This is a genomic window from Rhizobium sp. NLR22b, from assembly GCF_019685295.1.
GTDB lineage: Bacteria > Pseudomonadota > Alphaproteobacteria > Rhizobiales > Rhizobiaceae > Rhizobium.
In genome coordinates, this window is record NZ_JABDWM010000018.1 from 19868 (window position 1) to 45530 (window position 25663).

At 61.7% G+C, this 25663-nt stretch carries 19 protein-coding genes and 1 pseudogene; 15 read left to right on the top strand and 5 right to left on the bottom strand.

Annotated features, from left to right (window positions below; genetic code table 11):
- Positions 1 to 20 precede the first annotated feature (20 nt).
- The 4 genes from HJC00_RS25410 to HJC00_RS25425 all read left to right on the top strand — a co-directional run bounded on the left by HJC00_RS25410 (position 21) and on the right by HJC00_RS25425 (position 5109).
- Positions 21 to 947, top strand: a complete 927-nt coding sequence (locus HJC00_RS25410; protein ID WP_221147370.1) for a carbohydrate ABC transporter permease — start codon at positions 21 to 23, stop codon at positions 945 to 947.
- The gene (locus HJC00_RS25415; protein WP_210631806.1) at positions 937 to 1821 is read left to right on the top strand and encodes a carbohydrate ABC transporter permease; all 885 of its coding nucleotides are present in this window, start codon (positions 937 to 939) and stop codon (positions 1819 to 1821) included. The genes HJC00_RS25410 and HJC00_RS25415 overlap by 11 nt, the downstream gene beginning before the upstream one ends.
- A gap of 197 nt (positions 1822 to 2018) precedes the next feature.
- The gene (locus HJC00_RS25420; protein ID WP_210631807.1) at positions 2019 to 2948 is read left to right on the top strand and encodes a substrate-binding domain-containing protein; all 930 of its coding nucleotides are present in this window, start codon (positions 2019 to 2021) and stop codon (positions 2946 to 2948) included.
- 16 nt (positions 2949 to 2964) lie between these two features.
- Positions 2965 to 5109 (top strand): methyl-accepting chemotaxis protein, encoded by a 2145-nt coding sequence (locus HJC00_RS25425; protein ID WP_221164767.1) that lies wholly within the window; start codon positions 2965 to 2967, stop codon positions 5107 to 5109.
- Between the two features lie 96 nt (positions 5110 to 5205).
- On the opposite strand, the pseudogene HJC00_RS25430 reads toward HJC00_RS25425, so the two are convergent.
- Positions 5206 to 5575 (bottom strand): annotated as a pseudogene (locus HJC00_RS25430) (antibiotic biosynthesis monooxygenase family protein).
- 97 nt (positions 5576 to 5672) lie between these two features.
- On the opposite strand from HJC00_RS25430, the gene HJC00_RS25435 reads away from it, so the two are divergent.
- Complete coding sequence (locus HJC00_RS25435) at positions 5673 to 6149, top strand: MarR family winged helix-turn-helix transcriptional regulator (RefSeq protein WP_221147372.1); 477 nt, start codon at positions 5673 to 5675, stop codon at positions 6147 to 6149.
- A gap of 134 nt (positions 6150 to 6283) precedes the next feature.
- Here HJC00_RS25435 and HJC00_RS25440 read toward each other — a convergent pair whose 3' ends face one another.
- Positions 6284 to 7570: an ABC transporter substrate-binding protein gene (locus HJC00_RS25440; RefSeq protein WP_210631811.1), complete on the bottom strand. Its 1287-nt coding sequence runs from the start codon at positions 7568 to 7570 to the stop codon at positions 6284 to 6286.
- Between the two features lie 190 nt (positions 7571 to 7760).
- On the opposite strand from HJC00_RS25440, the gene HJC00_RS25445 reads away from it, so the two are divergent.
- From HJC00_RS25445 to HJC00_RS25470, 6 genes are read left to right on the top strand one after another with little or no spacing between them, the layout of a single operon-like run.
- Positions 7761 to 10283, top strand: coding sequence for a hypothetical protein (locus HJC00_RS25445; RefSeq protein ID WP_221164768.1), 2523 nt, complete (start codon positions 7761 to 7763; stop codon positions 10281 to 10283).
- Positions 10284 to 10300: 17 nt separating this feature from the next.
- Complete coding sequence (locus HJC00_RS25450) at positions 10301 to 11395, top strand: glycoside hydrolase family 105 protein (protein WP_221158215.1); 1095 nt, start codon at positions 10301 to 10303, stop codon at positions 11393 to 11395.
- Positions 11392 to 12756, top strand: a complete 1365-nt coding sequence (locus HJC00_RS25455) for a glycoside hydrolase family 28 protein (RefSeq protein ID WP_221164769.1) — start codon at positions 11392 to 11394, stop codon at positions 12754 to 12756. Before HJC00_RS25450 ends, HJC00_RS25455 begins: the two co-directional genes overlap by 4 nt.
- Positions 12744 to 13850, top strand: a complete 1107-nt coding sequence (locus tag HJC00_RS25460; protein ID WP_221147376.1) for an ABC transporter ATP-binding protein — start codon at positions 12744 to 12746, stop codon at positions 13848 to 13850. Before HJC00_RS25455 ends, HJC00_RS25460 begins: the two co-directional genes overlap by 13 nt.
- Position 13851: 1 nt before the next feature.
- Positions 13852 to 14847, top strand: a complete 996-nt coding sequence (locus HJC00_RS25465) for a carbohydrate ABC transporter permease (protein ID WP_210631816.1) — start codon at positions 13852 to 13854, stop codon at positions 14845 to 14847.
- Between the two features lies 1 nt (position 14848).
- Entirely contained in the window at positions 14849 to 15895 is a 1047-nt protein-coding gene (locus HJC00_RS25470; RefSeq protein ID WP_210631817.1) for a carbohydrate ABC transporter permease, read from the top strand.
- A gap of 137 nt (positions 15896 to 16032) precedes the next feature.
- On the opposite strand, the gene HJC00_RS25475 is transcribed toward HJC00_RS25470, so the two are convergent.
- Positions 16033 to 17184, bottom strand: a complete 1152-nt coding sequence (locus HJC00_RS25475) for an ROK family transcriptional regulator (RefSeq protein WP_221164770.1) — start codon at positions 17182 to 17184, stop codon at positions 16033 to 16035.
- A gap of 192 nt (positions 17185 to 17376) precedes the next feature.
- Here HJC00_RS25475 and HJC00_RS25480 point away from each other — a divergent pair, with 192 nt between their 5' ends.
- Positions 17377 to 18381: an AraC family transcriptional regulator gene (locus tag HJC00_RS25480; protein ID WP_405048801.1), complete on the top strand. Its 1005-nt coding sequence runs from the start codon at positions 17377 to 17379 to the stop codon at positions 18379 to 18381.
- 161 nt (positions 18382 to 18542) lie between these two features.
- On the opposite strand, the gene HJC00_RS25485 is transcribed toward HJC00_RS25480, so the two are convergent.
- Both HJC00_RS25485 and HJC00_RS25490 read right to left on the bottom strand, forming a co-directional pair.
- A complete protein-coding gene (locus HJC00_RS25485; RefSeq protein WP_221164771.1) occupies positions 18543 to 19580 on the bottom strand; it encodes a LacI family DNA-binding transcriptional regulator in 1038 nt (345 codons plus the stop codon).
- A 113-nt stretch (positions 19581 to 19693) separates the two neighbouring features.
- Positions 19694 to 20326 (bottom strand): TetR/AcrR family transcriptional regulator, encoded by a 633-nt coding sequence (locus tag HJC00_RS25490; protein ID WP_210631820.1) that lies wholly within the window; start codon positions 20324 to 20326, stop codon positions 19694 to 19696.
- A gap of 108 nt (positions 20327 to 20434) precedes the next feature.
- Between HJC00_RS25490 and HJC00_RS25495 the strand changes: the two genes are divergently transcribed.
- From HJC00_RS25495 to HJC00_RS25505, 3 genes are read left to right on the top strand one after another with little or no spacing between them, the layout of a single operon-like run.
- The gene (locus tag HJC00_RS25495) at positions 20435 to 21508 is read left to right on the top strand and encodes an efflux RND transporter periplasmic adaptor subunit (RefSeq protein WP_221155918.1); all 1074 of its coding nucleotides are present in this window, start codon (positions 20435 to 20437) and stop codon (positions 21506 to 21508) included.
- Positions 21505 to 22590, top strand: coding sequence for an efflux RND transporter periplasmic adaptor subunit (locus HJC00_RS25500; RefSeq protein WP_221147379.1), 1086 nt, complete (start codon positions 21505 to 21507; stop codon positions 22588 to 22590). The genes HJC00_RS25495 and HJC00_RS25500 overlap by 4 nt, the downstream gene beginning before the upstream one ends.
- Positions 22587 to 25658, top strand: a complete 3072-nt coding sequence (locus HJC00_RS25505) for an efflux RND transporter permease subunit (RefSeq protein WP_221164772.1) — start codon at positions 22587 to 22589, stop codon at positions 25656 to 25658. The genes HJC00_RS25500 and HJC00_RS25505 overlap by 4 nt, the downstream gene beginning before the upstream one ends.
- The last annotated feature ends 5 nt before the right edge of the window (positions 25659 to 25663 follow it).

Below are 25663 nucleotides of genomic sequence, written 5' to 3' on the forward strand. Positions count from 1 at the left end.
TGCCGCGCATGGAGGAAGAGATGTCGGAAAGCGCCGTTGCCGAAATTGCCCTGCAGCCCGGTCATCCCAGGCACTTCTTGAAACCCGAGACGCAGACGGCCATGCTGTTCCTGCTGCCGAGTTTCCTCGGCTTCATGATCTTCATGGCCCTGCCGATCGCCGCGTCGCTGGCGCTCTCCTTCACCAACTGGCAGCTGATCTCGACGCCATCCTTCGTCGGCTTGCAGAATTACATCAAGCTCTTCACCGTCGATCCAGCCCTCTACACCATATTGCGCAATACGCTGTTCTTCGCCGTCGAGTATCTGGCTGTGAATATCATCGTTTCGCTGACGCTCGCGGTCTGGATATCGAGCCTGAAGCGCGGCAAGGCGATCTTTCGGGTGATCTTCTTTCTGCCGACCTTTACTCCGACGATCGCAGCCTCTGTGGTGTGGCTGCTGATCTTCACGCCGGACGGGCTCGCCGACAGCGTCATCCGTTCGCTCGGCCTCGGCCTGCCGAACTTCCTGCTGAGTTCGAGCTGGGCCATGCAGGCGGTCGTGCTCGTCACGCTATGGGCCAATGTCGGCTACAACGTCGTGATGTTCAACGCCGCGCTCGACCTGGTGCCGAAGCATTATCTCGAAGCGGCGATGATCGACGGCGCCGGTCCCTGGCGGCGCTTCTGGCGCATCCGCCTGCCGCTGATCTCGCCGACGGTCTTCTTCGCCACGGTCATGACGGCCATCACCTCGCTGCAGGTCTTTGACGAGATCTTTGCGATGACGCGTGGCGGCCCGGGCTCGGCGACGGCCACCCTCGGCTTCGCCATCTACCAGAAGGGCTTCACCAATTTCCAGATGGGTTACGCCTCGGCGCTCGCCTGGGTGATGTTCGTCATGATCATGGCGCTCACCATCCTGCAGTTCCACATGCAGCGCAAATGGGTGCATTATGACGACTGACCCGGCCTCGCGGTATCCGCATTCCCAGTCCCGGAACCGGCATCGCATCCTGCGGCGGATCGGCAGCTTCGTCAGCTACGCAGGACTGTCGCTGATCGCGCTGCTCTTTCTCTTTCCCTTCTTCTGGATGGTGTCGAATGCAGTGCGTTCCAACACCGAAGTGCTGGCCGTGCCGGTCCGTATCCTGCCCGAGGAATATCAGTGGGGTAATTTCATCGAGGCGCTGGTGTCGTTGCCCTTCGGCACCTTCCTGCTGAACTCCTTCGTCGTTGCCTGCGGCGTGACCGTGATCGTCATCGTGGTCTCCTGCCTGTCGGCCTACGCTTTCGCCCGCCTGAGGTTCCCCGGCCGTGAAGGGCTGCTGCTCACCTATCTCAGCACGCTGATGATCCCGCAGGTGATGCTGGTCATCCCGCTCTTCCTTCTGGTCAGCAAGCTCGGCTGGATCAACACCTATCACGGCATGATCCTGCCGGTCGCATTCTCCTCTTTCGGCACCTTCTTGCTGCGGCAGTTCATTCTCGGCATTCCCAAGGACCTCGATGAGGCGGCGATGATGGACGGGGCTTCGCGCCTGCGCATCCTGGTCAGGGTCATCGTTCCGCTCGCCATGCCGGCGATCGGCCTGCTGTCGCTCTTTACCTTCATCGCGCAGTGGAAGAGTTTCCTCTGGCCGCTGATCGCCACCAGTGGGCTCGAAAAGGCCACGTTGCCGCTCGGGCTCACCTTGTTCCAGACGCAGCAGGGCACCGCCTGGAACTACATTATGGCGGGCGCCACCATCTCCATGGTGCCTGGGGTAATCCTCGCCATCGTGCTGCAGAGAGTAATCTACAAGGGCATCAGCGTCGGCTCCGGATTCGGCGGAAGATAACGTCAATGAAACAAAGACTTGAGGCATCAGTTCCGAATTTGCCGCAGCGCCTCTCAAGTCCACGTGACCGGAGCCGAAGAAGGGGCTGCCGCCACGGCATCAAGTCCCCCGCCGATACTTCCAGCTCCGGCGCGAAAAGTAAAATTTAACCAAAATTTGAAATAACGCGCTTCTATCCGAATTGCGCAGGGGAATTTATGAAAACGGCCACGCTTGTATCCATCGCCTTGGCGATGTCGGTCTCTGTTGCCAATGCTCAGACGATCGGCGTTTCGATGTCCGATCTCGACAAATTCAGGACAGCGCTTCTCAATGGCGTCGTCACGCACGGGCAGATGGTCTCCGGCCTCAAGCTGGTTACCGAGAACGCCAAGGGCGACAACGAGCTGCAGAAGAAGCAGGTCCAGAAGCTCATCGCCGACAAGGTCGACGCCATCATCCTGGCGGTTTCGGATGGCGATCTCGGGCCGCAGATGACCAAGATGGCGGCGGATGCGGGCATTCCGCTTGTTTACATCAACAACGTTCCTTCCAACCTGCTCGATCTTCCTGAAAATCAGGTCGTGGTCGCCTCCAACGAAAAGGAATCGGGGACGCTGGAGACGAAGCAGGTTTGCGCGCTGCTCAAGGGTAAGGGCCGCGTCGTCGTATTGATGGGCGAGCCTTTCCACGCGGCCGCCCGCGCCCGCACCCAGGATATATCGGATGTCATCGCCACGCCGGAATGCAAGGGCCTGGAGATCGTCGAGCGGCAGGCCGCCTACTGGTCGCGCGATTATGCCGACCAGCAGATGCAGGAGTGGCTTGCGGCCGGCGTCAAGTTCGACGCCGTTATCGCCAACAATGACGAGATGGCGCTCGGCGCGATCCGCGCCATGAAGAAGGCCGGCATGCCGATGAAAGATGTCGTCGTCGCCGGCGTCGACGCGACCGACGATGCGCTTGCCGCAATGGTGGCCGGCGATCTCGACGTCACCATTCTCCAGAGCGCCGTCGGGCAGGGCGCGGCCGCAGTCGACGCTGCCGTGAAGCTCGTCAACAAGGAGAAGGTGTCGCGTGAAAACAACGTTCCCTTCGAACTCGTGACGTCTGAGAACCTTTCCAAATACCTGCCGAAGAGCCAGTGAGCATAAGAGGCCTATAATGTTGCATTTCTGGAATAAATTCGGCATTCGCGCGCAGATCACGGCGGGCTTCGTGCCTTTGATCCTGCTGATGAGCCTGCTCACGGTCAGCGCGATCTCCGGCATGAACGGGCTTGCCGCCATCTTCGCCTCCTATCGCGCCACGGCAGGCCAGAGCCTCGCCATCTCGGATTACAGCGACCAGCTGCACGAGATCCAGTTGTCGGCCGAAGCCTTCCGCTCGACGCCGACGCAGGCCGTCGTCGATGGTTTCCGCGCCGGCGTGAAGGCCTTCGAGGCGGATGACCCGCGTTTTGCCGGCAACAAGGAGCTGCAGTCCGGCCTTGCGATGATCCGCCAGGATATCGCTGCCTACGAAAAGGCCTTCGAACAGATTGTCACCCTTCAGGCCCGGCGCGACCTGCTGATCTCCAAGGTCACCGAATTCGGCCCCTGGACCAGCATCGCGCTCAACGACGTCATGCGCAGCGCCTGGCGCCAGACCGACGTTGCCCTGCTGCACATGACAGCGGAAACGCTGGAGGCCCTGAACCGCAGTCTCTATTTCTCCGAGCGCTTCGTTCACTCCGATGACTTCGCCGCCTATGACACGGCGCAGGCAGCACTTGCCCAGGCAGTGGCGTTGAACGACGCCGCTGCCAAGGCTGCCAAGAACGAGCTGCAGAAGAAGCGCCTGATGGGCGCCGGCCAGCTCATGCAGAATTACACCGCGCGCCTCGGCGACATGAAGGAGGTGCTGCAGGCCTCCGGCAATATCCGCCAGACGCAGCTCAACGTTTTGGCGCCGAAGATCGCAGGCGAATTCAAGGATCTGCAGGCGACGGTGACCGGCGCGCAGAAGAACCTTGATGGCTCGGTCGAAGCAACGGTTGCCTCGGCGACCAGCACGACGCTCGTCATCAGCGGCCTGCTGATCGTCATCGGCCTCGTGCTCTCCTATTTCGTCGGCCGGCTGATTTCCTCGGCTGTCCGGGGCATGGCGCAATCCATGGAACAGCTCGCCCGCGGCGACGACGTTATCGTCATCACAGGCGTCGAGCACCGCCATGAACTGGGCGCCATGGCGCGTTCGCTGAAGGTGTTCCAGGAAACGGGTCGCGCCAAGCTGATCGCCGAGGCCAATGCCGAGCGCGCCCGCCTGGCGGCCGAAGAAGAGCGGCTGCGCCAGGAGGCCGAGCGGCTTTCCGACGCGCAGGTGATGGAACATGCCTTCCGACAGATTTCGCTTGGTCTCGACGCGCTCTCGAAAGGCGACCTCTCCGTCCGCGTCGGCGAAGTGGACGCCCGCTACGTCAGAATCCGCGATCACTTCAACAATTCGGTCGCAAGCCTCGAGGAGGCGGTCGATTCCGTCATCAGCGCGGTTACGACGATCCGCTCCGGCCTTGCGGAAATCTCCACCGCCTCGAACGATCTTGCCCGCCGCACCGAGCAGCAGGCTGCGTCGCTGGAAGAAACCGTCGCGGCGCTTGGCGACGTGACGCGGGGCGTCAACGGGACGGCCGAGGGTGCAAGCCGCGCCCAGGCTGTCGTGGCGACGGCCCGCACCAATGCGGAAAAGGGCGGCGAGATCGTCTCCCGCGCCATCGCCGCAATGACGGAAATCCAGAATTCGTCGTCGAAGATCGGCAACATCATCAGCGTCATCGATGAGATCGCCTTCCAGACCAACCTGCTTGCACTGAATGCCGGTGTCGAAGCGGCTCGAGCCGGTGAAGCCGGCAAGGGCTTTGCCGTCGTCGCCCAGGAAGTCCGCGAGCTTGCCCAGCGCTCGGCCAATGCGGCAAGGGAGATCAAGGAACTGATCTCCACCTCCTCGGCGCAGGTCAAGACGGGTGTCGAGCTGGTCGGCGAATCCGGCGTCTCCTTGGAGCAGATCGTCGAGCAGGTCTCTTCGATGAATGAGACCGTTGCTGAAATCGCGGTTGCCGCCCGCGAGCAGGCGACGAGTCTGCGCGAAGTCTCGGCCGCCGGCGACCAGATGGACAAGGTGACACAGCAGAACGCCGCGATGGTCGAACAGACCACGGCCGCCGCCCAGAGCCTGACCCAGGAAACCGAAAGCCTCGCCGAACTGCTGCGCCGCTTCAAGACCGGCAGCGGCAGGGGGTCGGAGCAGCGATACTGCGCATTGGCGTCCTGATGTCCTGCTGATGCAAACATCCAACCGCTCCCGCCGGCAAGCCGGCGGGAGCCGCGTCTACTTTCCTTCACGGGCCCGAATTCCTGACTCTTTCGGCTAAGCCACGCAGATGCCTGGCACCGCAACCTTCTGAAAGAGGTGCAGGCGAGGCGATCGCCGAGGAGGGATAGGCCGAAATCTTGGCCCGGAACTCGGGATGGGTGAAGGCCTCGCGGAAATGTTCGTTCGATTCCCAGACGGCGTAATTGAGATAGGTCGGGTTCTCGCCCAATGCGCGATGCAGCTGGGTGGAGATGAAGCCCGGCTGCTTCTTCATGAAGGTTGCGTCGTCCTGCCAGTTTTCGAGGAATGCCTTTTCATCGGCCTTGTCGAGCGTGAACAGGTTGACGAGTACGACCGGGAACGCATCGATGCCGATCTGGCGCTCGATCGGGAAGGCAGGGTCCATCGGGCGAATGCGTGACATGGTACACTCCATTCTGTATGGTTGCGTGATGTCAATTCGACATAAACGAGACATATGATATTGACATTATGATGTCAAATATATTGCATGGTGACAAATGGATAAACCTGAGCGAACAGCTGCTGGATCCGCATTGACCATTCTCATTCTCGACCTGTTCCGGCTGAACAACCGTATGCTGACGTCGGGCGACAGGCTGGTTGCCGGCCTTGGGCTGACGAGTGCGCGCTGGCAGGTTCTCGGCACGGTCGGCGCGTCGGCGCGCCCTCAGCCGGTCGCTTGGCTCGCGCGTGACATGGGCGCGAACCGCCAGAATGTGCAGCGCATCGTCAACGATCTGGAGAAGGAGGGCCTTGTCGCCTTCGCGGCCAATCCGCATCACCGGCGCGCCCAACTCGTGGTGCTGACGGAGAAGGGCCGCGAGACCTTCAACGCCGCTATGCGCCTCCAGGCCCCATGGGCAAGCGGCCTCGCGGAGGGCCTCGAAATCACCGACATCGAAATCACCCATCGGGTCATGAAGGCGCTTCTCCAGAAGCTGGAAGGAAGCGAAGGCGGCGAGGAGCCGGGTTGACGGCAGTTGAAATAACGCTGCCGCCGATCCTCGGAAACGGATCTGTGAGAAAGGGGCCAAAAACGATCAGCCACGGCCCGCTGCGAGGCCGTGGCTGATGCAGCGCGCAATCTGTGGGAGACAGGCGCGGCCGATTACTTGTTGGCGGCAAGCGCTCCGTTGATCTTGTCGACGTCGGCGCTCATGGCCTTGAAGGTGTCGTCGAGGGAAAGCTCGCCGACGATCAGCTGGCTCATCCGCTGGACGATAAGCTGATAAATGGCCCCGGATCCCTTGAGGCGTTCCAGGTCGCGGGCGGCCTGCGGCGCACTGTCGCGGGCCGCAAGGAAGACGGCCATGGCTTCCTTGGCGTTCTTGCTCTCGAGCTTGTATTGCGGATCCTTGATGTCGGCGCCGGTCAGGATGACGTAATTTTCGGCGATTTCACGCTGGATCTTTTCAGAGCCGAGGAACTCGATGAACGCGGCCACGGCTTCGGGATATTTGGTGCGCTTGAAGCCGACGATCGCGGTGCCGCCCGGCATTGCATAGCAGCCGGCATCGCCGCACGGCGCGCTGATCGCCGTCCAGTCGAAAGCGTCGGCGATCTTCTTCTGGAACGGATTGACCATCCAGTTGCCAGCAAGATAGGTCACGACATTGCCGTTGACGAACTCGTCACCCATGTTCTTGTACTGGGTTCCGCCGGCCGCACCCCACATTTCCTTGGGGAATGAGCCGTCCTTCGTCCAGTTGTAGAGGTCGGTGATGTAGCGCTTGGCAGCATCGTCGGGGAACGAGAACTTGCCGTCCTTGACGTAGTTCGAGCCGTAGGAGAAGGCAGCGCCCGAGAAGCGATGGCCCGAGCGGTCCATCGTGAAGGGGATCTGCGCACCCGTGGCCTTGGCGACGCGCGCGGAGGCTTCGACAATGTCCCTCAGTGTAGCGGTCGGCTGGGGAAGCGGTTCCTTGGCCTGCTCGAAGAGCGTCTTGTTGACGAAGGGCAGGTTGAAGGTCTGTGACGCAACATAGCCGTTGATCGAGTTCGGATCGTTGACGCCGGGGAAGCGAAGCGTGTTCAGGCTGTCGCCGTGCAGCTTGGCGAAGCCATCCGGATCCTTCATCAGCGGGCGCATGTCGAGGTAATAGGGCGCCAGCTGCCAATCGGTGATCTTGGCGATGTCGGGACCCTCGCCGACGGCAAGTTGTACCGGCAACTGCTTGGCGACCGCATCATAGCCCGATGAGACGAAGTTGACCTTGATGTCGGGATGCGCCGTTTCGAATTCCTTGCTCAGGGCTTCCATCCGCTCGACGTAAGCCTGATCGTCGTCGGTGAATAAGAAGGTGATCGTCTTGGTTTCCGCCATGGCAGTGCTGGACCAAGCGAGGGAAACAGTCGTCAACGCCAGTGCGAAAGCCCCTGATAGATAGTTTTTCATTTTCATCCTCCCATGAAAACATTTTCATCAATCGCGGCCTTGGCCATCGATAAGTCAATTTCATATACTTGACATTCATCTCGTCAAGCTATTTCCTGCAGCAATAGCGGCGTTCTTGAGCAATTTTCAAAAATCACGCACCAAATAACCTGATGAAAATATTTTCATTGGATTGCGGAGGGGGCGATCTGTGAAAACGGAAAGCATCAAGCAGCCGGACGACATGGCGCCAGCCTATGGCGTGGGCCAGAGGCAGACGATAACAGCGTGGGCCGTGTCCGCCCTCATCGCGCGCTATTTTCCCGGCGAGCCCGCGCCCGCCGAAGACCGCGTCGACTATCGTTTCATCAACGGTTTTGTCGATGTCGGCGACCTGCCGTGCCGCAAGGCCTTCTGGTCCACCATGGTCGGCCGCGAGCTTATGCCCGACACATCCTGGCAGACCGAGAGCCTCAATCTTCCCGGCTCCAACCGCCGCGTCGAATTCACCAGCTTCTGGCATGTGCCGACGCATGTCAGGAAATGGCTGAAGGGCACCTTCAGGACGGAGGCGCCCCGCACGCTCAATCTCGCGCTCAAGACCTGCGGCGGCGTTCGCATATGGGTCAACGGGCAGGAGGCGGTGCGCTTCGAACCTTTCAAGCGTAACATCGAGAGCGCAACCGAGATAAGGCTGCAGCTCGAGGCAGGCGACAACGAGATTCTCGTCCATACCGAAGATCTTGCCGAGCGCGACACGACTTGGTTCTTCGAGCTCGAAATGCTGGACGAGGAGCCGCTCTGCGTGCTGCTGCCAGTATCGCTGGATCAGGACGAGGTGCGGGAGCTGGAAGCGCTTTCGCGCGGCGTGCGCCCGGCCCGCGACGTCTTCGTCAAAGAGCCGCTGGAGATCATCTTCGATACGGCGCCCGAGCGCGACCTGCCGGTGGAGCTCAAGGTGGTCGGCCATGGTCACGAGCGGCCGGTTCTCGCCCATGCGAAGCTGACCCTGCACGCCGGCCAGAACCGGCTGACGGCCGACGATGTCTGCGCCATTGCCGACGGTTATCACGGCATCCATATGACGATCGGCTCCGGGACGGGCTCGGTCACCCGCGTCATCGATGCCGCCTTCATGAGCAGCATCTCGCCATTGCCGGCAGAGGCGTCGCTTGCCGCCCGCAAGCGGCAGGCGCTGGAATACAGCGCCCGCTTCGGCGCCAACCGCGCCGGCCGCCTGATCGCCATGATGGAAACCGGCTACGGCGACCAGGAAAGCTTCGACCGCATCGTCGATGCGACGCTCGCCTCCATCGATCAGCGTGAGGATTGCTCGGATTTCATCATGGTGCCGCTCTTGTGGCTGCTTGGCGCCTATGGCGACCGGATGCCCAAGGCGATGGTCGAGCGCATCCGCCATTCCGTTCTCTCCTACCGCTACTGGGTCGACGAGCCGGGCAACGACGCGATGTGGTTCTGGAGCGAGAACCATGTGCTCTGCTTCCATACCAGCCAGCTTCTGGCCGGACTTCTCCTGCCCGACGAAATGTTCTCGGCCTCGGGGCGCACGGGCCGTCAGCAGGCGGCGCTCGCCACCGAGCGCCTCGGGCGCTGGTTCGACAGCGTCGAAGCGCATGGCCTGGCGGAGTGGAACTCGGCCGCCTATTACCCGATCGATTTCATCGGCCTGCTGGCACTGGAGCGCTGGGCGGAGAGCGGGATCGCCGGCCGCGCTCGCGGCCAGATCGATCTCATCTTCCGCATGATCGCCCTTCATACGCTTGCCGGCGTTCCGGCGGGGTCGCAGGGGCGCGCCTATGACAAGGAACTGCGCGCCGGCCCGCTGACCGAGCTTGCGCCCTTCGCCCAGGTCGCCTTCGGCACGGGCTGGCTCAACAACGGCGTCGCGGCGCTGACCATGTTCTGCGCCGGCGATTATGAGCCTCCGGCCGATCTCGCCGAGCTTGCTTCGCTTTCGCGCGGAAGAAGCGTCGAGGCGCGCTACAGCCAGGGGCTCGAGAGCGGCAAGCTCGTGCTCTTCAAGAACGAGGCCGCACAGCTTTCGACTGTCGTCGATCACAAGACCGGCCGGAAGGGGCATCAGCAGCACGTTCTCGATATCCGGCTCGCCGGCCATCCGATGGCGAGGCTCTGGGTCAACCATCCCGGCGAAGACGACCCGTGGGGCAACCAACGACCGTCCTATTGGGCCGGCAACGGCATCCTGCCGCGTGTCGCCCAGCATCGCGACGTCGCCCTTTTGATCGAGGACACGGGTGATGCGCGGCATGCCTGGACGCACGCCTATATCGGCCGCGACGGTCTCGACGATCTGATCGTCGAGGACAAATGGCTGATCGCCCGGTCGGGCAGGGGATTTGCCGCCCTCTGGGCCTCGAACGGCCTGGAGCTGATCACCGACGGGCCGACGGCCGGCCGGGAGGCGCGCTCGCATGGATCGCTCTGCGGCTGGGCGGCCATCGTCGCATCCGGCAATGACGATGCTTTCAAGGGCTTCATCGAGCGCCTGTGCCAGACGGCGGTGTCCTTCGATCCGACCCTTCGGCGTCTTTCCCTGACGCCGCCGTGCGGTCCGGCGATCGCTCTATCCTATGCGGAGGGTTTTTCGATCGCCGGTCAGCCCCGGGCGTTCACGCATGATCAGCCGCACCCGATCCTCACCCACGACAGCGCCGCTTGCCAAGCCGGCGCTGACGGGCCGTTCTACTGCTAAAACATAGGTTCTTCAGCATGAACACAGCATCTGTCGACAACGCCGCCCTCCTGACGACGATCGATCGCGTGGCGACGGCTTTCAGCCGGCTCCGGGGCATCAAGGAAGGTCTCGTGACGGACGATGCCGCCTCCGGCATCCAGTTCGACGAATGGGATTGGGAAGTCGGCGTTGGCCTTTATGGATTTCTGCGCCGCGCGATTTCCGCCAATGACCATAAGGCGCTGGAGGAGCTCGTCGCCTGGTACAGCGCACAGATCGAACGCGGCCTTCCGCCGCGCCAGATCAACAGCACGGCGCCGATGCTGCCGCTCGCAATCCTCGTCGAGCATGTCGACCGCCCCGATTTCCGCGCCCTCGTCGAGGACTGGGCCGACTGGCTGATCATGGAATTGCCGAAGACCGAGGAGGGCGGCTTCCAGCACGTCGTCAAGGAACGCCTCAACGACGGCGAATTGTGGGACGACACGCTGTTCATGGCCTGCCTCTTCCTCGCGCGCGCCGGCGTGCTCTGCGAGCGCAACGACTGGGTCGACGAGGCCGTCTATCAGTTCGTCATCCACACCCGCTATCTCTCCGATCCCGTGACCGGGCTCTGGTATCACGGCTGGACCTTCAACGGCCGGCACAACTTCGCCAGTGCCTTCTGGGCGCGCGGCAACGCCTGGATCACTGTTGCCATTCCCGAGCTCTTCGATCTCGTGCCGACGCTCAGTGAGAAGGATCGGCGTTACCTCTCGAACGTCCTCGTCAGCCAAGTGCGCTCCCTGAAAGTCTATCAGCGGCCGGACGGCATGTTCACGACGCTTCTGGATGATCCGTCCTCGCCGCTCGAAACCTCGGCCACGGCAGGCATCGCCTATGGCATATTGCGCGCCATCGATGCCGGCATTCTCGACGAGAGCGACAGGGTTCATGCGGAGCGCGCGCTCAAGGCCGTGATGGCGCAGATCGACGACGAGGGCGTCGTCCACGGCGTTTCCGATGGCACCCCGATGGGCCATGACCTCGATTTCTACCGGCGCATCCCGAACCTGCCGACGCCTTACGGCCAGGCGCTGACCATGCTGCTGCTGACCGAAGTCCTGATCGAAGGCGGCCGCCGCCAATGAGCGCCACCTCCCTCGTCGCGATCGAGGCGCTCGACGGTGACAATACCGACGGTCTGCAAGCGGAGATCGACCGTCTTTCGGCGTCCGGCGGCGGACGCCTGGAACTCCTGGCGGGCATCCACCTCTGCCGGGGGCTCCGGCTGCGCTCCGGCGTCGATCTGCATCTTGCCGCCGGGGCGATCCTGCGTCCGGTTCCCGATTATGCCGCGTACGCGCAGACGACGGTTTCGGTGATCGCCGAGAAATCGGATCGCGGCATGATCGTCGCCAAGGATGCGCAGCGGATCAGTCTGACGGGGAAAGGGCGCATCGAAGCCGGCTGCGAGAGCTTCATCATTGGCGACGATGAGACTGTGGGAACCTTCATCCCCGCCGAATCCCGCCCCCGCGTCGTCGTCTTCGAAGGCTGCGACGACGTCGAGATCAGTTCCATTCATGTCAGCCGCTCGCCGATGTGGACACTGCATTTCGTCGACTGCACCGATGTCCTCGTCCGCGACGTCACCATCGAGAACGACCGCCGCCTTCCCAATACGGATGGCATCGTGCTCGATGCCTGCCGCGGCGCCGTCATCGAGGATTGCAACATCTCGACCGCCGACGACGGCATCTGCCTGAAAACCAGCATCGGTCCTCAAGGCGTCGCCATCGGCCGGTGCGAGAACATTCTCGTGCGCCGCTGCTCCGTTCAGAGCCTGAGCTGCGCGCTGAAGATCGGCACGGAAACACATGGCGACGTCAGCAATGTCCTGTTCGAGGATTGCAGCGTCTCGGCTTCCAGCCGGGCGCTCGGCATATTCTCGCGCGACGGCGGCCGGATCTCGAATGTGAGGTTTTCCAGAATTTCGGTAGAGTGCCGCGAAACGCCGGATGGTTTCTGGGGTTCGGGGGAGGCGCTGACCGTCAATGTCGTCGATCGCATCGCCGAACGCCCTGCGGGCGCCATCGAAAATCTGATCGTCGAGGATGTGACCGGGCGGATGGAAGGCGCGATCACCATCATTGCGGCGGCGCCGTCAGGCATCCGGAACGTGTCGCTGGCCCGTATCACCGTCGATCAGCAGCCGGGGCAGCTTGGCACCGGGCGGACCTACGATCTGCGCCCGACGAATGCCGACCTCGCGCCGAAGACGGGTGGCGGCGGGCGTGCCAATGCCTGGACCCGAGGTTCGGACGGACGGGTGATCGGCCTGCAGGAGTATCCCGGCGGAATGCCGGCCGTCTACGTGGCCGATGTCGCCGGGATATTGATGAACGAGGTGCGGATTACGAGGCCTGCACCGCTGCCGCAAGGCTGGAACGCAATCGACGTCGTCATGGAAACGGCGGCATCTGATGGAAGTGGGGCATGGCAGAACTGAAACTTTCCACCGTCAACAAGTCGTATGGCGCCGTCAAAATCCTGCATGACGTCGAACTCGACATCAAGGACGGCGAGTTCGTCGTCTTCGTCGGTCCGTCGGGGTGCGGCAAGTCAACCCTTTTGCGCATCATCGCGGGCCTTGAGGAGGTGACTTCGGGCGCAATCGCGATCGGTGGACGCGACGTCAGCGCGCTGTCGCCGGCCGAGCGCAAGATCGCGATGGTCTTCCAGTCCTATGCGCTCTATCCGCATATGAGCGTACGCAAGAATCTTGCTTTCGGCCTGGAAAATTTGAAGTTCAAACGTGCCGAAATCGAGGCGCGCATTGCCGAGGCGGCCAGGATGCTGGCGATCGAACCGTATCTCGACCGACGTCCGAAGCAGCTTTCGGGCGGCCAGCGCCAGCGCGTGGCGATCGGCCGGGCGATCGTGCGCGAGCCCGACATCTTCCTCTTCGACGAGCCACTGTCGAACCTCGACGCGGCGCTGCGTGTCCAGACCCGGGCCGAGATCACCAAGCTCCACCGCGACATCAAGACGACGATGATCTACGTTACCCACGATCAGGTCGAGGCGATGACCATGGCCGACAAGATTGTCGTTTTACGCGCCGGTCGGATCGAGCAGGTCGGCGCACCGCTGGAGCTCTTCGATCATCCGCGCAATCTCTTCGTCGCCGGCTTCCTCGGTTCGCCGCGCATGAACATCATCAAGGGCAAGGTCTCGGGCGTCGGCGAAAGCGGCGTCGTCGTCGATGTCGGCAACGGCGGCACAATCGTCAGCAGTGTCGATCCAGCCGGCATTGCGGTCGGTCGGTCGGTTGTTGCCGGTATCCGGCCAGCGCATTTCACCCGCTCCAGCGAGCGCGGCCTGCCATTCGTCGTGCAGTATCACGAAGGGCTCGGGACCGAGACCTATGTCTATGGAAATCTAGCCGGGCAAGACGATCAGATCATCATCCATGAAGCCGGCCATTTCGCGCCGGTTTCCGGCGACCGGATCATGATCGATGCCGATCCGGCCCGCGTTCATCTGTTCGATCCCGAAAGCGGCCTGGCCTTTGGCAGACGGTCCGGGCAGGGGAGGCGCTGATATGGCAGAGCTCACGGCCGGTACGTTGCTGTCTCAGACAGGCGAAACGGCGATGAGGGTGGTCGAGGCGCCGATGAATGCGATCGAGCGTCTGTTCGGCCGCAAGCGGATGCCATGGCTGTTCCTGGCGCCGAACCTCATCCTGTTCGCCATCTTCACCTTCCTTCCCATCGCCATCGCCGTTGGCTACGCCTTCACGGGCGGCACCAATCTCTTCGTCTCCGACCGGCCGTTCGTCGGTCTCGACAACTTCCGCACCCTGCTTTCCTGCGGCAATTATCTGCAGCCCGGAACCTGCCAGGAATCGCTGTTCTGGACGGCGGTGTGGAACACGCTTTGGTTCGTGGCCTTCAACGTCATCGCCACATTGCTGGTGGCGTTGATCACGGCGCTGATCCTCAATCGGGCGATCTTGGCGCGTGGCTTCTTCCGAGCGATGTTCTTCTATCCGGTTCTGCTGTCTCCCGTCGTCATCGGCCTGATCTGGAAGTGGTTCCTCGATCGCAACGGCCTGCTGAACGCCTTCTTTCAGATGCTTGGTGTTCCGCCCGAGATCTTCCTGCTCGACGTTGGCTGGTCGCGCTTTTTTGTCGTGGTCGTGTCGGTCTGGTTCCATATGGGCTTTTACACGTTGATCCTGCTCGCCGGCCTCCAGGCGATCCCGAAAGATCTCTATGAAGCCGCGTCCATCGATGCCGCTTCACCGCGCCGCACGCTGTTCAGGATCACGCTTCCACTTCTTGCCCCGAACCTGCTGGTCGTATTCATCCTTCTGATGATCAAGTCGGTGCAGATCTTTGACGAAGCCTGGGTTCTGACCAATGGCGGCGGCCCGGGCACGGCCAACAGCTTCATCGTCCAATATATCTACCAGATGGCCTTCGGCAGCGATCTTCGTCTCTTCGGGCTTGCCTCCGCCGCCTCGGTTCTCATGGGGCTGGTGCTTCTGGTTCTCACCCTCATACAGCTGCGCCTCGGCAAGCGGATGGAGTCCTGAGATGAACCCGATCAGTTTTCTCTCACGCACACGCCGGGCCGGACGCATCGATATCACCGATATCTTGTCATGGGTCTGGCTGATCGGTGGAACGCTCGCCGTGCTCATTCCCGTCGTCTGGGCAGGCCTCTCCTCGCTGAAGCCGGCGGCCGAGATCACCCGCTTTCCGCCGTCGCTGCTTCCGCGGGCCGCCGTGGAGCAGACCGTGCCCGGATTCGACAAGCCTCTCAGCCTTTGGAACGTAACGATTGATGGCCAGCAGCGTGAAATGGCCATGGTGCGGCGCATCGGTCTCAAGGCGCAGATGGTCGATCCTGCAAATCCGGGGCAACCGATCGGTGTCGATGTCAAGGGAATCACGCCGGTGCAGCATCTGACCGTTGCCACCGAGAACTACACCGATCCGTTGACGCGCTTCAACTTCCTGACCTTCCTGAAAAATTCGGTCTTCGTCACCGTGGTTGCGACGCTGCTGACGCTTGTTGTCAACGCCATGGCTGCCTTTGCGCTGTCGAAATACAAATTTCGCGGTGACACGACTGTGTTCGTCATCATCATCTCGACGCTGATGATCCCGCTCGCCGTCGTCATGGTCCCGGCCTATCTCGTCATTGTCGGGGTCGGGCTCGCCGACAATCTCTGGGGTGTCATCCTGCCGACCGTCGCCTCGCCGACGGCCGTTTTCCTGCTGCGGCAATATATGCTGACCATACCGGACGAACTGATCGAGGCGGCACGCGTCGATGCGGCGAGCGAATTCTGCATCTTCTGGCGGATCATCCTGCCGCTGACGGCGCCGGCGCTTGCCGTGCTGGCGATCTTTTCCGTGCTCTGGCGTTGGAACGATTTCCTCTGGCCGCTCATCGTCCTCAACAGCCGCGAGAATTTCACCCTGCAGGTCGGGCTCAACGCCTTCCAGGGAGAGTTCTCAGTGCAGTGGCACTATATCCTGGCGATGACGTTCCTCAGCTTGTTGCCGGTCACCGTCGTCTTCCTGTTCCTGCAGAAATACATCACCACAGGCATTGCCGGTACGGGAATGAAGTGAACGAATCCTGGCGCGCGGCACCGATTGGGGTCGAGGCGAGGAAACCTCCAAGGATTTAAGTCTGCCTTTCCGATTTCGTCGCGCCAGCTTCAGTCCTATTTGGATCGGAGCCGTGCAGGATTAACTGGCAGAGGCCATCACAACACGGTTTCGAATAGCGGGATCAATGCTGCGCCGATCGCGCCGGGGGCATCGATGATCTGGGCCACTGCGAGCTGCGGGATGTCGCGCAAGGCGCCATGCCGAGGCAGATTGTTGAATTCGGTGCGTTTGATCAACATTCTCGCAAGCGAATGTGGAAGCTCGCCGCCAAGCACGATCAATGCCGGGTCGAAGATCGCGCAGATCGCGTTGATGGCACGATTGTGGGCCGGAGTGACGCGGTCGATCCATTCCTCGACACCATCCCACTCCACCATATTTTCGTCCTTCAGATCCCTCAGGGTCAGGCCGCTGCGCCCCTTGCCGCGAAGATGCTCGAGCAGCTGGTTGAGAGCGGGGCGATCATCGTAGTCCTGACGCCCGAAAAGAACGGAGATTTCGCCGGCATTTCCGAAACTGCCGCGAAACGGCATGCCGCCGGAGACAAGGCCGCCGCCGTAGCCATGAAGGTGGGCGATATAGGCAAAATCGGCAACGTCACGCCCGACGCCGAAAATTGCTTCCGCCAAGGCCGCAGTCCTGGCGACATTGTCCGCCCAGACCGGCAGGCCAAGCCGCTCCCCAAGCAATGGCGCCAGATCGATCAGCGACCAATGGGCCAGCGGCAGGGGACAATTGAAAGCCGTATCCAGCATGCGATGGCCGGAGACTGCGAGGCCGACGCCGAGGATGTCGCGCCGCTTGGCGCCGCGCCGGGCGAGGATCTGTTCGACGGCTGCTTCGATCCGCTCCATTTCCAGGGATAGCGACGAGCCGGCCTGGGGAATTTCCATATTGTCCAACGGTTCGCCGAAACCCATGAGGCAAAGGCCAATCGTTCCGACGTTGATGGAGATGCCGAGCGTCAGACACCACTCCCTTCGCAGTGTCAGCTCCGGACTTGGTGGACCGGCGCGCCGGTTTTCCGATTGGGAAAAGACGACCATTCCCCGATCATGAAGCCGGCCGACGATTCTGTGCAACGATTGCTGGGTGAGATCGAGTGGAACGGTCAGGCTGGAGCGCTCGATGCCGGGCGACTTCCAGATCAACCGCAAAAGGTCCCGTTCGTTACGGGAGGCTACTCTCGCGGGCTCTGTGTCTCGCAGGAAATGTGGGGCAACGTGGTCCAGCGGAGCGTACTTCATTTTCCAAACATATTGATTTACACTGTAAGTGTGAAGCAGGTGGAGGGGACGCTTTGCTTCTGCGGGGCAACGAAATCATCCGTGGTTTTGCCGGTCCTGCTTAACCCATCAAGATTGGCCAGACCAGTCGCGATGATGTCAGGCGGCAGAAGAAAAGAACCGAGCGGCATGGATGCGTTAACACGGGAGAAAATGGCAATTGCCGAGCATCGTGGTTATGGATTCGAGCCCACGCATGGAGGCACCAGCTTCGAATCAATGGTTCAGGCCTTTACGGCTGGTTACGGCGTTTTCGGCGCACAGCCGTTGAAGGATGACCGAAAATTCGCCTGGGCCGCGGATCTGAGAAGGACCGAGGCGCTCACGGTGCTTCATTCGGTCTATCAGAGTTCCTGGACGATCCGGACGCTTGATGACTCTCCGCAGCATCTCGCGTTTTTCATGCCCCACACAGGCTCTTTTCGACTGTCGATAGGAAAGAGAACGGTCGAAAGCGGCGCCGGTTACTTTCTCATGGCCAACAATCACGAAGTCGGCGATCGTGTGGTCCAGGGAGGACCGCACCGCTCGGACGCCCTTTTTCTGGACTGGAAGGTTGTGAAAAGGGTCCTCGCCTCGCTGGTGGAAAAGCCCCTCTCGGAGTCGTTCGATCTCGACCCGATTCTCGATCGCGCGACGCAGTCAGGCCAACTGATCGGCAATCTGCTCCAGACGATCGTGCAGGGCATGCGCGGCGCCGGTCCGTTGCTATCCTCGCCTCTTGCCGCAGCCGCGATGAGCGAAACTCTTGCTCACCTCGTGATCCGATTTGGCCGGCATCGGTTTTCCGATCATCTGGAAAAAAAGAAAGTACCGTTGATTGCACCTTGGCATGTCCGACGCGCTATCGACTACATGCATGCCAATATCGCGGAACCTATCACCATGACGATGGTTGCCGATGGCGTCGGCGTTTCGCTACGGGCGCTGCAAACGGGCTTCAAGGCCTTCAGGGGAACCTCACCGGCCGGCTACCTCCGCACGATCCGGCTGCAGGCGGCCCGCGAGCAGCTGCGGGATCCGACAAACCAGCAATCTGTCCGCGAAATCTGCGCGATCTGGGGTTTTGCGCATGCCGGCAGGTTCTCCATCATCTACCGCAGCACTTTTGGTGAAAGTCCGAGGGATACGCGGTTACGGGCTGAGCGATTGCGCTGAATGAGTTTCTACATTCTCCCAGGTGAGATGATGGAGCCGGCACATACATGAATCCCCGGTGTCCCGGGCAGTCCCTATGGCGTGATGTTTCTTCTCGACGCGGCGGAGCACTCGATGCATTGCTGAGAGGTCGCGCCTTCTGCATTCTCCGACGGCTGGGATCACGGAGGCGTCGCGATGCTGCCGCGCAGGACGAGATGGCAGCCGAGCTCCAGGCGATGGGCCGGCCGTTGCGGATCATTGGCGATCAGCCGCTGTTCGATGAGCGCGAGCGCTGCCGCCCCGAGACGGTCGGTCGGCACGCTCACGGTGGAGAGCGGCGGGCGGCTGAACTCGCCGGGAACGATGTCGTCGAAGCCGAGCACAGATATCGCGTCGGGCACGCGTATGTCGCGATCGGCCAATGCCTTCAGGCAGCCGAGCGCCAGATTGTCGGCCGCGCAGAAGACGGCGGTTGCGCCTTTCAGCGCGGCGTCGCGATCGAGCAGCGCGTTGATGGCCGCTTCGCCATGCCGGGGCTCATATCCCTCGGCTTCGATGATCATGTCCTTCGGCACCGGAAGCTGTGCGGCCAAATAAGCATCGGAAAAACCGTCATACCGGCGCTGGATGGTCGTTCGGCCCTTCCAGGTCAGATGCAGGATCCGGCGGTGGCCGAGCGCCAGGAGGTGCTCGATGCCGAGCCGTGCGCCGAAGCGGTTTTCTGGCGTCACCGTATCGACCAGCATGGCGGGATCCTCGCCGTTGACGATGACGACGGGCATGTCAGCCGAGGCGAGGCTGCGGATGAGTTCTGGCTGATCGTCGTTCAGCACCACGATACCGTCAGCGCGTTCTGCTATCGCAATCTGCCTGACTTCGGCGCCGTCGATGCGCCGGCCGCTGCTGACATAGGGTACGATCCGGATGCCTCGACGCTCGCATTCCCTGCGAAGACCGTTGAGAATCGTCCAGCTCACCAGATTGAGGTCGCTCTCCGGGGCGGCATCGTCAGGAATGGCGAGAAGCAGAACGTGCAAGGCGGCAATCGTCGCCTTCTTTCTGCGGCGATCGAGATAACCGAGCCGTTTTGCCGAATCCAGCACTCTTTCCCGCACCTCGATCGTGAGCGGCGCAGTTCCGTTCAGGGCGTGCGAGGCCGTGCTCAGCGACACGTCGGCATCGCGTGCTACATCTTTGAGATTGACTTTACGTTCCACTTTTTCCGCCGCGAATTCAGATCGTACCTTCGAAGCATAAGCTAACTTGATGTTTTCACATAAAGGACTTTAAAAAAGCTATGTGCTTGCGCCGATATTTTCGTCATTCGCAATCAGCGACGTTCGGCAAGCAGCCCGTTGAACAGCAGGTCGAAATAGGCGCGCATGAAGGCGTCCTTGTCGGGCGTCGGCACCCGGCGATCATCGAATATCAGCCGCAGAACCGTCGTCGTCAGAATCGGCGCAACCACGATGTCGGAAAATTCGACAGGAATTTCGCGAAATTCCCCCAACGCAACACCTTCCAGGATGAGAGCGTCGATCCTTGCGATAATCGGCGCGATGAATTCATCGTGGTGGCGATCGATCAGGTCGGGGAAGCGCTGTCCTTCCGAAATGACCAGACGCGTCAATTCGCGGGTTGTACGATCCTCCGCGATTTGGTCGTAAAGCAGACCGAGAATGGACATCAGCCTGTCGGTGGCGCTGCCGCTGAGGCCAGCGGTGATTTCAAGCAGTTCCTGAAAGGGGACGGAGAAGTGACTGATCATGGCTTCGAAGAGCTTTTCCTTCGTCTCGAAGTAAACGTAGACTGTGCCTTTGGTGACGCCGACCCTGTCTGCGATGTCGTCGACGCGGGCGCCCGTGAACCCGTTTCTGACGAATTCCTCGAATGCGGCATCCAGGATCTGGATGGGTCGCAGCGCCTTCTGTTCCGCGCGTGTGAGTTTCTTCTGAGCTGTCATTCGTGCCTCGCCTCCCTTGTTTTGCGCTATCGGTCCTGTGCAAAAGTTTCATTGACTAATCCGTCAGTCAATTATATAGCAGCTGCCGTTGAGAGCAAGAGGTCAGCTATGAGAACCATTCTGTTCGCCACAGCGATCGTATGCACGATCGGTCTCGTCTCCTGCAGCGAATCGGACGGGCCGAAAGAACCCGGCGCGCGGCAGGTCGGCGTCGTCGTCGCCAAGTCTGAGCCGCTGAGTGATGGCGGTGCGCTGACGGGAGAGGTGCGCGCCCGGGTCCAGACCGATCTGTCCTTCCGGGTCAGCGGCAAGATCATCGAACGGCTGGTCGAAGTCGGTCAGTCAGTGAAGGCGGGGCAGGTACTGGCGCGCATCGATCCCGAAGAGCAGAAGGCCGATCTCGATGTGGCCGCGGCCAATCTTCAGTCGGCTGAAGCCCAGCAGACCCAGGCACAGCTCGCCTTCGACCGTCAGCAGAGCCTGTTTCGGACGCAGGTGACGACGCGCGCCGCACTCGACCAGGCACAGGAGGCGCTTCTGACCGCGCAGGCCTCGACGAAGTCGGCGCAGGCGCTCTTCGAGACCGCGCAGGACACCCTGTCCTATACGGAGCTGAAAGCCGATGCCGATGGCGTGATCACCGCCCGCAATGCCGAGGTCGGGCAGGTGGCGCAGGCCGCCCAGGTTGTCTTCACCCTTGCCCATGACGGCGACAGGGACGCCGTCTTCGAAGTGGTCGAGAGTGCGTTCCTGCGCCCGATCGACGGCGACGGCACCGTGAACCTGCTTGCGAACCCCTCGCAGAAGATCACGGCGAAGGTGCGCGAGATATCGCCGACGATCGATTCTTCCACCGGCACCATCAGGGTCAAGGTCGCGATATCGAGCGATGCTCCCATTCCTCTCGGCGCTCCCGTCGTCGGAAAATTCAACTACGTCCCGCAGGACGTGATCCAGCTGCCCTGGTCGGCAATGACCTCAAAGGACGGCAAACCGGCCGTCTGGATCGTCGATCCTGCATCCTCTGCGGTTGCGGTGAGAGCGATCGAGGTCGCCAGTTACGAGACCGGCAGCTTCGTCGTCAAGTCGGGCGTGTCGGCGGGAGATGTCGTGGTGACCGACGGGACCAAATTCCTCAGGCCCGGTGAAACCGTGTCTTATGTCAAGGAAGCATCCAAGTGAGTATTCGTCCCAAGATAATCGCCCTGTTGATGGGTGCGGCCCTGATCTCCTCCTGCACGAAGCAGGAGGAAAGCAGGCAGGAGGCGCCCCGTCCCGTGCTGTCAATGACGGTCAGGCAGACGCCCGCCACAAGCCTCGGCCTGACCGGCACGATCCAGCCGACCATAGAAACCGATCTAGGCTTCCGGATCCTCGGGCGGATGATCGCCCGCAACGTCAATGTCGGTGATGTCGTCAAGAAGGGTGACGTGGTTGCCGCCATCGATCCGCTGGCGCTGGAGCTTGCCGTGCGCAGCGCCCAGTCCGATGTAGAGAACAGCGACGCTCAGCTCCGAAACGCCGTGACCACGGAGCAGCGCCAGCGCGCGCTTGTTGAATCGCGCTCCGGCACGGAAGCCTCGCTCGAAGAAGCCGAGCAGGCGAGACGGACGGCCACGGCCGCGGTCGCCAAGGCGCAGGCCAACCTCGACAAGGCCAAGGAGCAGCTCGGCTATGCGCAGCTTCAGGCTGAATTCGATGGGGTCGTCACGGCGACTTCGGCTGAGGTCGGCCAGGTCGTGTCGGCCGGCCAGACGGTCGTGACCATCGCCCGGCCGGACAAGCGAGACGCCGTCGTCGACGTGCCCCAGGCCGCTGCGCAGAAACTGGAGATCGGCGCGCCGTTTGAGGTGACGCTGCAGCTCGAGCCTTCGATCCGCACGAGGGGCGTCGTGCGCGAAATCGCGCCGGAGGCGGAGACCGCCACCCGAACGAGTCGGACCAAGATCGCGCTCGCCGATCCGCCTGAAGCCTTCAGGCTCGGCGCGGTCATCACGGCTTCCGCAACCATCGCTGCCGATCCCGAGATCATGCTGCCGTCCTCGGCGATCCTTGCCGGTGCCGACGGCGCCAGTGTCTGGATCGTCGACGTAGCCGGCAAGAAGGTGACGCTACGGCGCGTCACGATCGACGGCAAGTTAACCGACGGCGGCACCGTTCGCGTCACCGAAGGACTCGCTCCCGGAGAGCGGGTGGTCGTTGCCGGCGTGCATAAACTTCAAGATGGCCAAGCCATCAGCATCGACCAGGAGATCAGCCAGTGAAGTCCTTCAATCTTTCCGACTGGGCGCTCGAGCACCGTTCGCTCGTCTGGTACTTCATGATTGTCTTCATTCTCGCAGGCGCATTCTCCTACCTGAACCTCGGCCGCGAGGAAGATCCGAACTTTACCATCAAGACGATGGTGATCACCGCCCAGTGGCCCGGCGCATCCGCCCAAGAGGTGACGCGGCAGGTGACCGACAGGATCGAGAAGAAGCTCCAGGAACTGGAATCGCTCGACTACACCAAAAGCCAGACTGTTGCCGGTCAGACCACCGTCTTCGTCGAATTGCTGCCGACGACAAAGGCTAAGGATGTCGCGCCGACCTGGCTGCGCATCCGCAACATGATCGCCGACATCAAGGGAGATTTCCCGAGCGGGGTCGTTGGTCCCTTCTTCAATGACCGCTTCGGCGACGTGTTCGGCAACATCTACGCGTTCACCAGTGACGGGCTGACCCAGCGCCAGCTTCGCGATCTCGTGGAAAATGCGCGCTCCGAAGTTCTCACGGTACCCAATGTCGGCAAGGTCGACGTGATCGGCGCCCAGGACGAGGCGATCTATCTTGAATTCTCCACGCGCCAGATCGCAGCGCTCGGCATCGACCAGCAGTCTGTTATCCAGACGTTGCAGGCCCAGAACGCCGTCACCCAATCCGGCTTCGTCGATGCCGGTCCGGAGCGCATCGCATTGCGGGTGAGCGGACAGTTCACCTCCGAGGAAAGCCTGCGCTCGATCAACCTTCGCATCAACGACCGCTTCTTCCCGCTGACCGATGTCGCCACCATCAAGCGCGGTTATGTCGATCCACCCTCGGCTTTGTTCCGCTTCAACGGCGAGCCGGCGATCGGACTAGCCATCGGCATGAAGCAGGGCGCCAATCTGCTGGAGTTCGGCGAGGCGCTCGACGCGCGGATGAAACAGGTCGTCGCCGATCTTCCGATCGGGGTGGACGTCCACCGCGTCTCCGATCAGCCGCACGTCGTCGACGAGGCTGTCTCCGGCTTTACCCGCGCGCTCTTCGAAGCGATCGTCATCGTCCTCGTCATCAGCTTCATCAGCCTCGGCCTGCGCGCCGGCATGGTGGTGGCGATCTCCATTCCTCTCGTGCTGGCAATCACGTTTGTGGTGATGGAATACTCCGGCATTTCGCTTCAGCGCATCTCGCTCGGTGCGCTCATCATTGCGCTCGGGCTGCTCGTCGACGACGCCATGATCGCCGTCGAGATGATGGTGGCTCGCCTGGAGGCAGGTGACGATCTGAGGAAAGCCGCCACCCACGTCTATACGTCGACGGCCTTTCCGATGCTGACTGGAACACTTGTCACCGTCGCCGGCTTCATCCCGGTCGGTCTCAACAGCAGTGCGGCCGGCGAATTCACCTTCACGCTTTTCGTCGTCATCGCGGTTTCGCTTGTGGTGTCCTGGATCGTCGCCGTGCTGTTCACGCCGCTTCTCGGCGTCACGATCCTGCCGAAGACGATGAAGTCGCATCACGAGAAGAAGGGTCGTTTCGCCCCCGTGTTCTCCTGGCTTTTGGGGCTGGCGATGCGCTGGCGTTGGGTCACCATCGTGCTGACGGTCGTCGTCTTCGCCCTTTCGGTCGGGGGCATGGGGCTGGTGCAGCAGCAGTTCTTCCCGAACTCGGACAGAACAGAGCTCGTCATCGACTGGAACCTGCCCCACAACAGCTCGATCGCCGAGACAAACAGGCAGATGGCCAAGTTCGAAAAGGAGATGCTGGCCGATAACAAGGATATCGATCATTGGACAACCTATGTCGGCCAGGGCGCGCCGCGCTTCATCCTGTCCTTTGACGTGCAAACGCCCGATGTCACCTTCGGACAGACCATCATCGTCACCAAAGGCCTCGACGTGCGCGACAAGGTGCGGGCGGAACTGCAGGATTATCTGACGAAGACCTTCCCCGGCACAGACGCCTTCGTGAAGCTTCTCGATATCGGCCCGCCGGTGGGCAAACCGGTCCAGTACCGGATCAGCGGCCCGGATATCCAAAAGGTACGTGATATCTCCCAGCAGTTTGCAGGCGTTGTCGGTACTCATCCGCTGCTGTCGAACATGGTGCTGGACTGGAACGAGCCTTCGCGGGTGGTGAAGGTCGATGTGCTGCAGGACAAGGCGCGCCAGCTCGGCGTCTCTTCCGAGGACATCGCGACCGCCCTCAACGGCATTGTCGAAGGTTCGACCGCGACGCAGATCCGCGACGATATCTACCTGGTCAATGTCATCGGCCGGGCCAGGGCGTCCGAGCGCGATTCCGTCCAGACGCTTGAGAATCTGCAGCTCTCGACCTCCAATGGCAAGGTCGTGCCGCTCTCGGCCGTGGCGAATTTCCGCTTCGAACTTGAGCAGCCAACGATCTGGCGTCGCGACAGGCAGCCCACCATCACGCTCAAGGCGGCCGTCATCGGTTCGACACAGCCGGCTACGATTGTCGATCAGCTGAAGCCGAAGGTGGAGGAATTCCAGAAGAACCTTCCTGTCGGATACAAGGTGGAAATCGGCGGCGCCGTCGAATCCAGCGCCGAGGCGCAAGGGCCGATTGCGGCCGTGGCTCCGCTGATGCTGTTTACGATGGCGACGATCCTGATGATCCAGCTGCAGAGCTTCAGCCGCCTCTTCCTGGTCTTTGCGGTCGCGCCGACGGCCCTGATCGGCGTGGTGGCGGCGCTCTTGCTCAGCAATGCTCCCATGGGCTTCGTCGCCATCCTCGGCATTCTGGCGCTGATCGGCATTCTGATCCGCAACTCGGTCATCCTCGTGGTGCAGATCGAGCATCTGCGTGCCGAAGGTGTGACGCCATGGCAGGCGGTCATCGAGGCGACCGAACACCGCATGCGGCCGATCATGCTGACGGCGGCGGCGGCAACCCTCGCGCTGATCCCGATCTCGCGCGAGATCTTCTGGGGTCCGATGGCCTACGCCATGATGGGCGGCATCATCATCGGCACGGCCCTCACCCTGCTGTTCCTGCCGGCGCTCTACGTCGCATGGTTCAGAATCCCAAGGGATGAGGGTACTCGGGCCGAAGCCACGGCAGAGGCATGATGCGG

What these genes read in the sequence shown, in the direction of transcription:
- HJC00_RS25415 (WP_210631806.1), top strand. Translation starts at nt 937, where the DNA reads ATGACGACTGACCCGGCCTCGCGGTATCCGCATTCCCAGTCCCGGAAC.
- HJC00_RS25420 (WP_210631807.1), top strand. Translation starts at nt 2,019, where the DNA reads ATGAAAACGGCCACGCTTGTATCCATCGCCTTGGCGATGTCGGTCTCT.
- HJC00_RS25455 (WP_221164769.1), top strand. Translation starts at nt 11,392, where the DNA reads ATGAGCGCCACCTCCCTCGTCGCGATCGAGGCGCTCGACGGTGACAAT.
- HJC00_RS25440 (WP_210631811.1), bottom strand. Translation starts at nt 7,570, where the DNA reads ATGAAAAACTATCTATCAGGGGCTTTCGCACTGGCGTTGACGACTGTT.
- HJC00_RS25480 (WP_405048801.1), top strand. Translation starts at nt 17,377, where the DNA reads ATGGCAATTGCCGAGCATCGTGGTTATGGATTCGAGCCCACGCATGGA.
- HJC00_RS25435 (WP_221147372.1), top strand. Translation starts at nt 5,673, where the DNA reads ATGGATAAACCTGAGCGAACAGCTGCTGGATCCGCATTGACCATTCTC.
- HJC00_RS25465 (WP_210631816.1), top strand. Translation starts at nt 13,852, where the DNA reads ATGGCAGAGCTCACGGCCGGTACGTTGCTGTCTCAGACAGGCGAAACG.
- HJC00_RS25490 (WP_210631820.1), bottom strand. Translation starts at nt 20,326, where the DNA reads ATGACAGCTCAGAAGAAACTCACACGCGCGGAACAGAAGGCGCTGCGA.
- HJC00_RS25470 (WP_210631817.1), top strand. Translation starts at nt 14,849, where the DNA reads ATGAACCCGATCAGTTTTCTCTCACGCACACGCCGGGCCGGACGCATC.
- HJC00_RS25425 (WP_221164767.1), top strand. Translation starts at nt 2,965, where the DNA reads ATGTTGCATTTCTGGAATAAATTCGGCATTCGCGCGCAGATCACGGCG.
- HJC00_RS25410 (WP_221147370.1), top strand. Translation starts at nt 21, where the DNA reads ATGTCGGAAAGCGCCGTTGCCGAAATTGCCCTGCAGCCCGGTCATCCC.
- HJC00_RS25450 (WP_221158215.1), top strand. Translation starts at nt 10,301, where the DNA reads ATGAACACAGCATCTGTCGACAACGCCGCCCTCCTGACGACGATCGAT.
- HJC00_RS25495 (WP_221155918.1), top strand. Translation starts at nt 20,435, where the DNA reads ATGAGAACCATTCTGTTCGCCACAGCGATCGTATGCACGATCGGTCTC.
- HJC00_RS25475 (WP_221164770.1), bottom strand. Translation starts at nt 17,184, where the DNA reads ATGAAGTACGCTCCGCTGGACCACGTTGCCCCACATTTCCTGCGAGAC.
- HJC00_RS25460 (WP_221147376.1), top strand. Translation starts at nt 12,744, where the DNA reads ATGGCAGAACTGAAACTTTCCACCGTCAACAAGTCGTATGGCGCCGTC.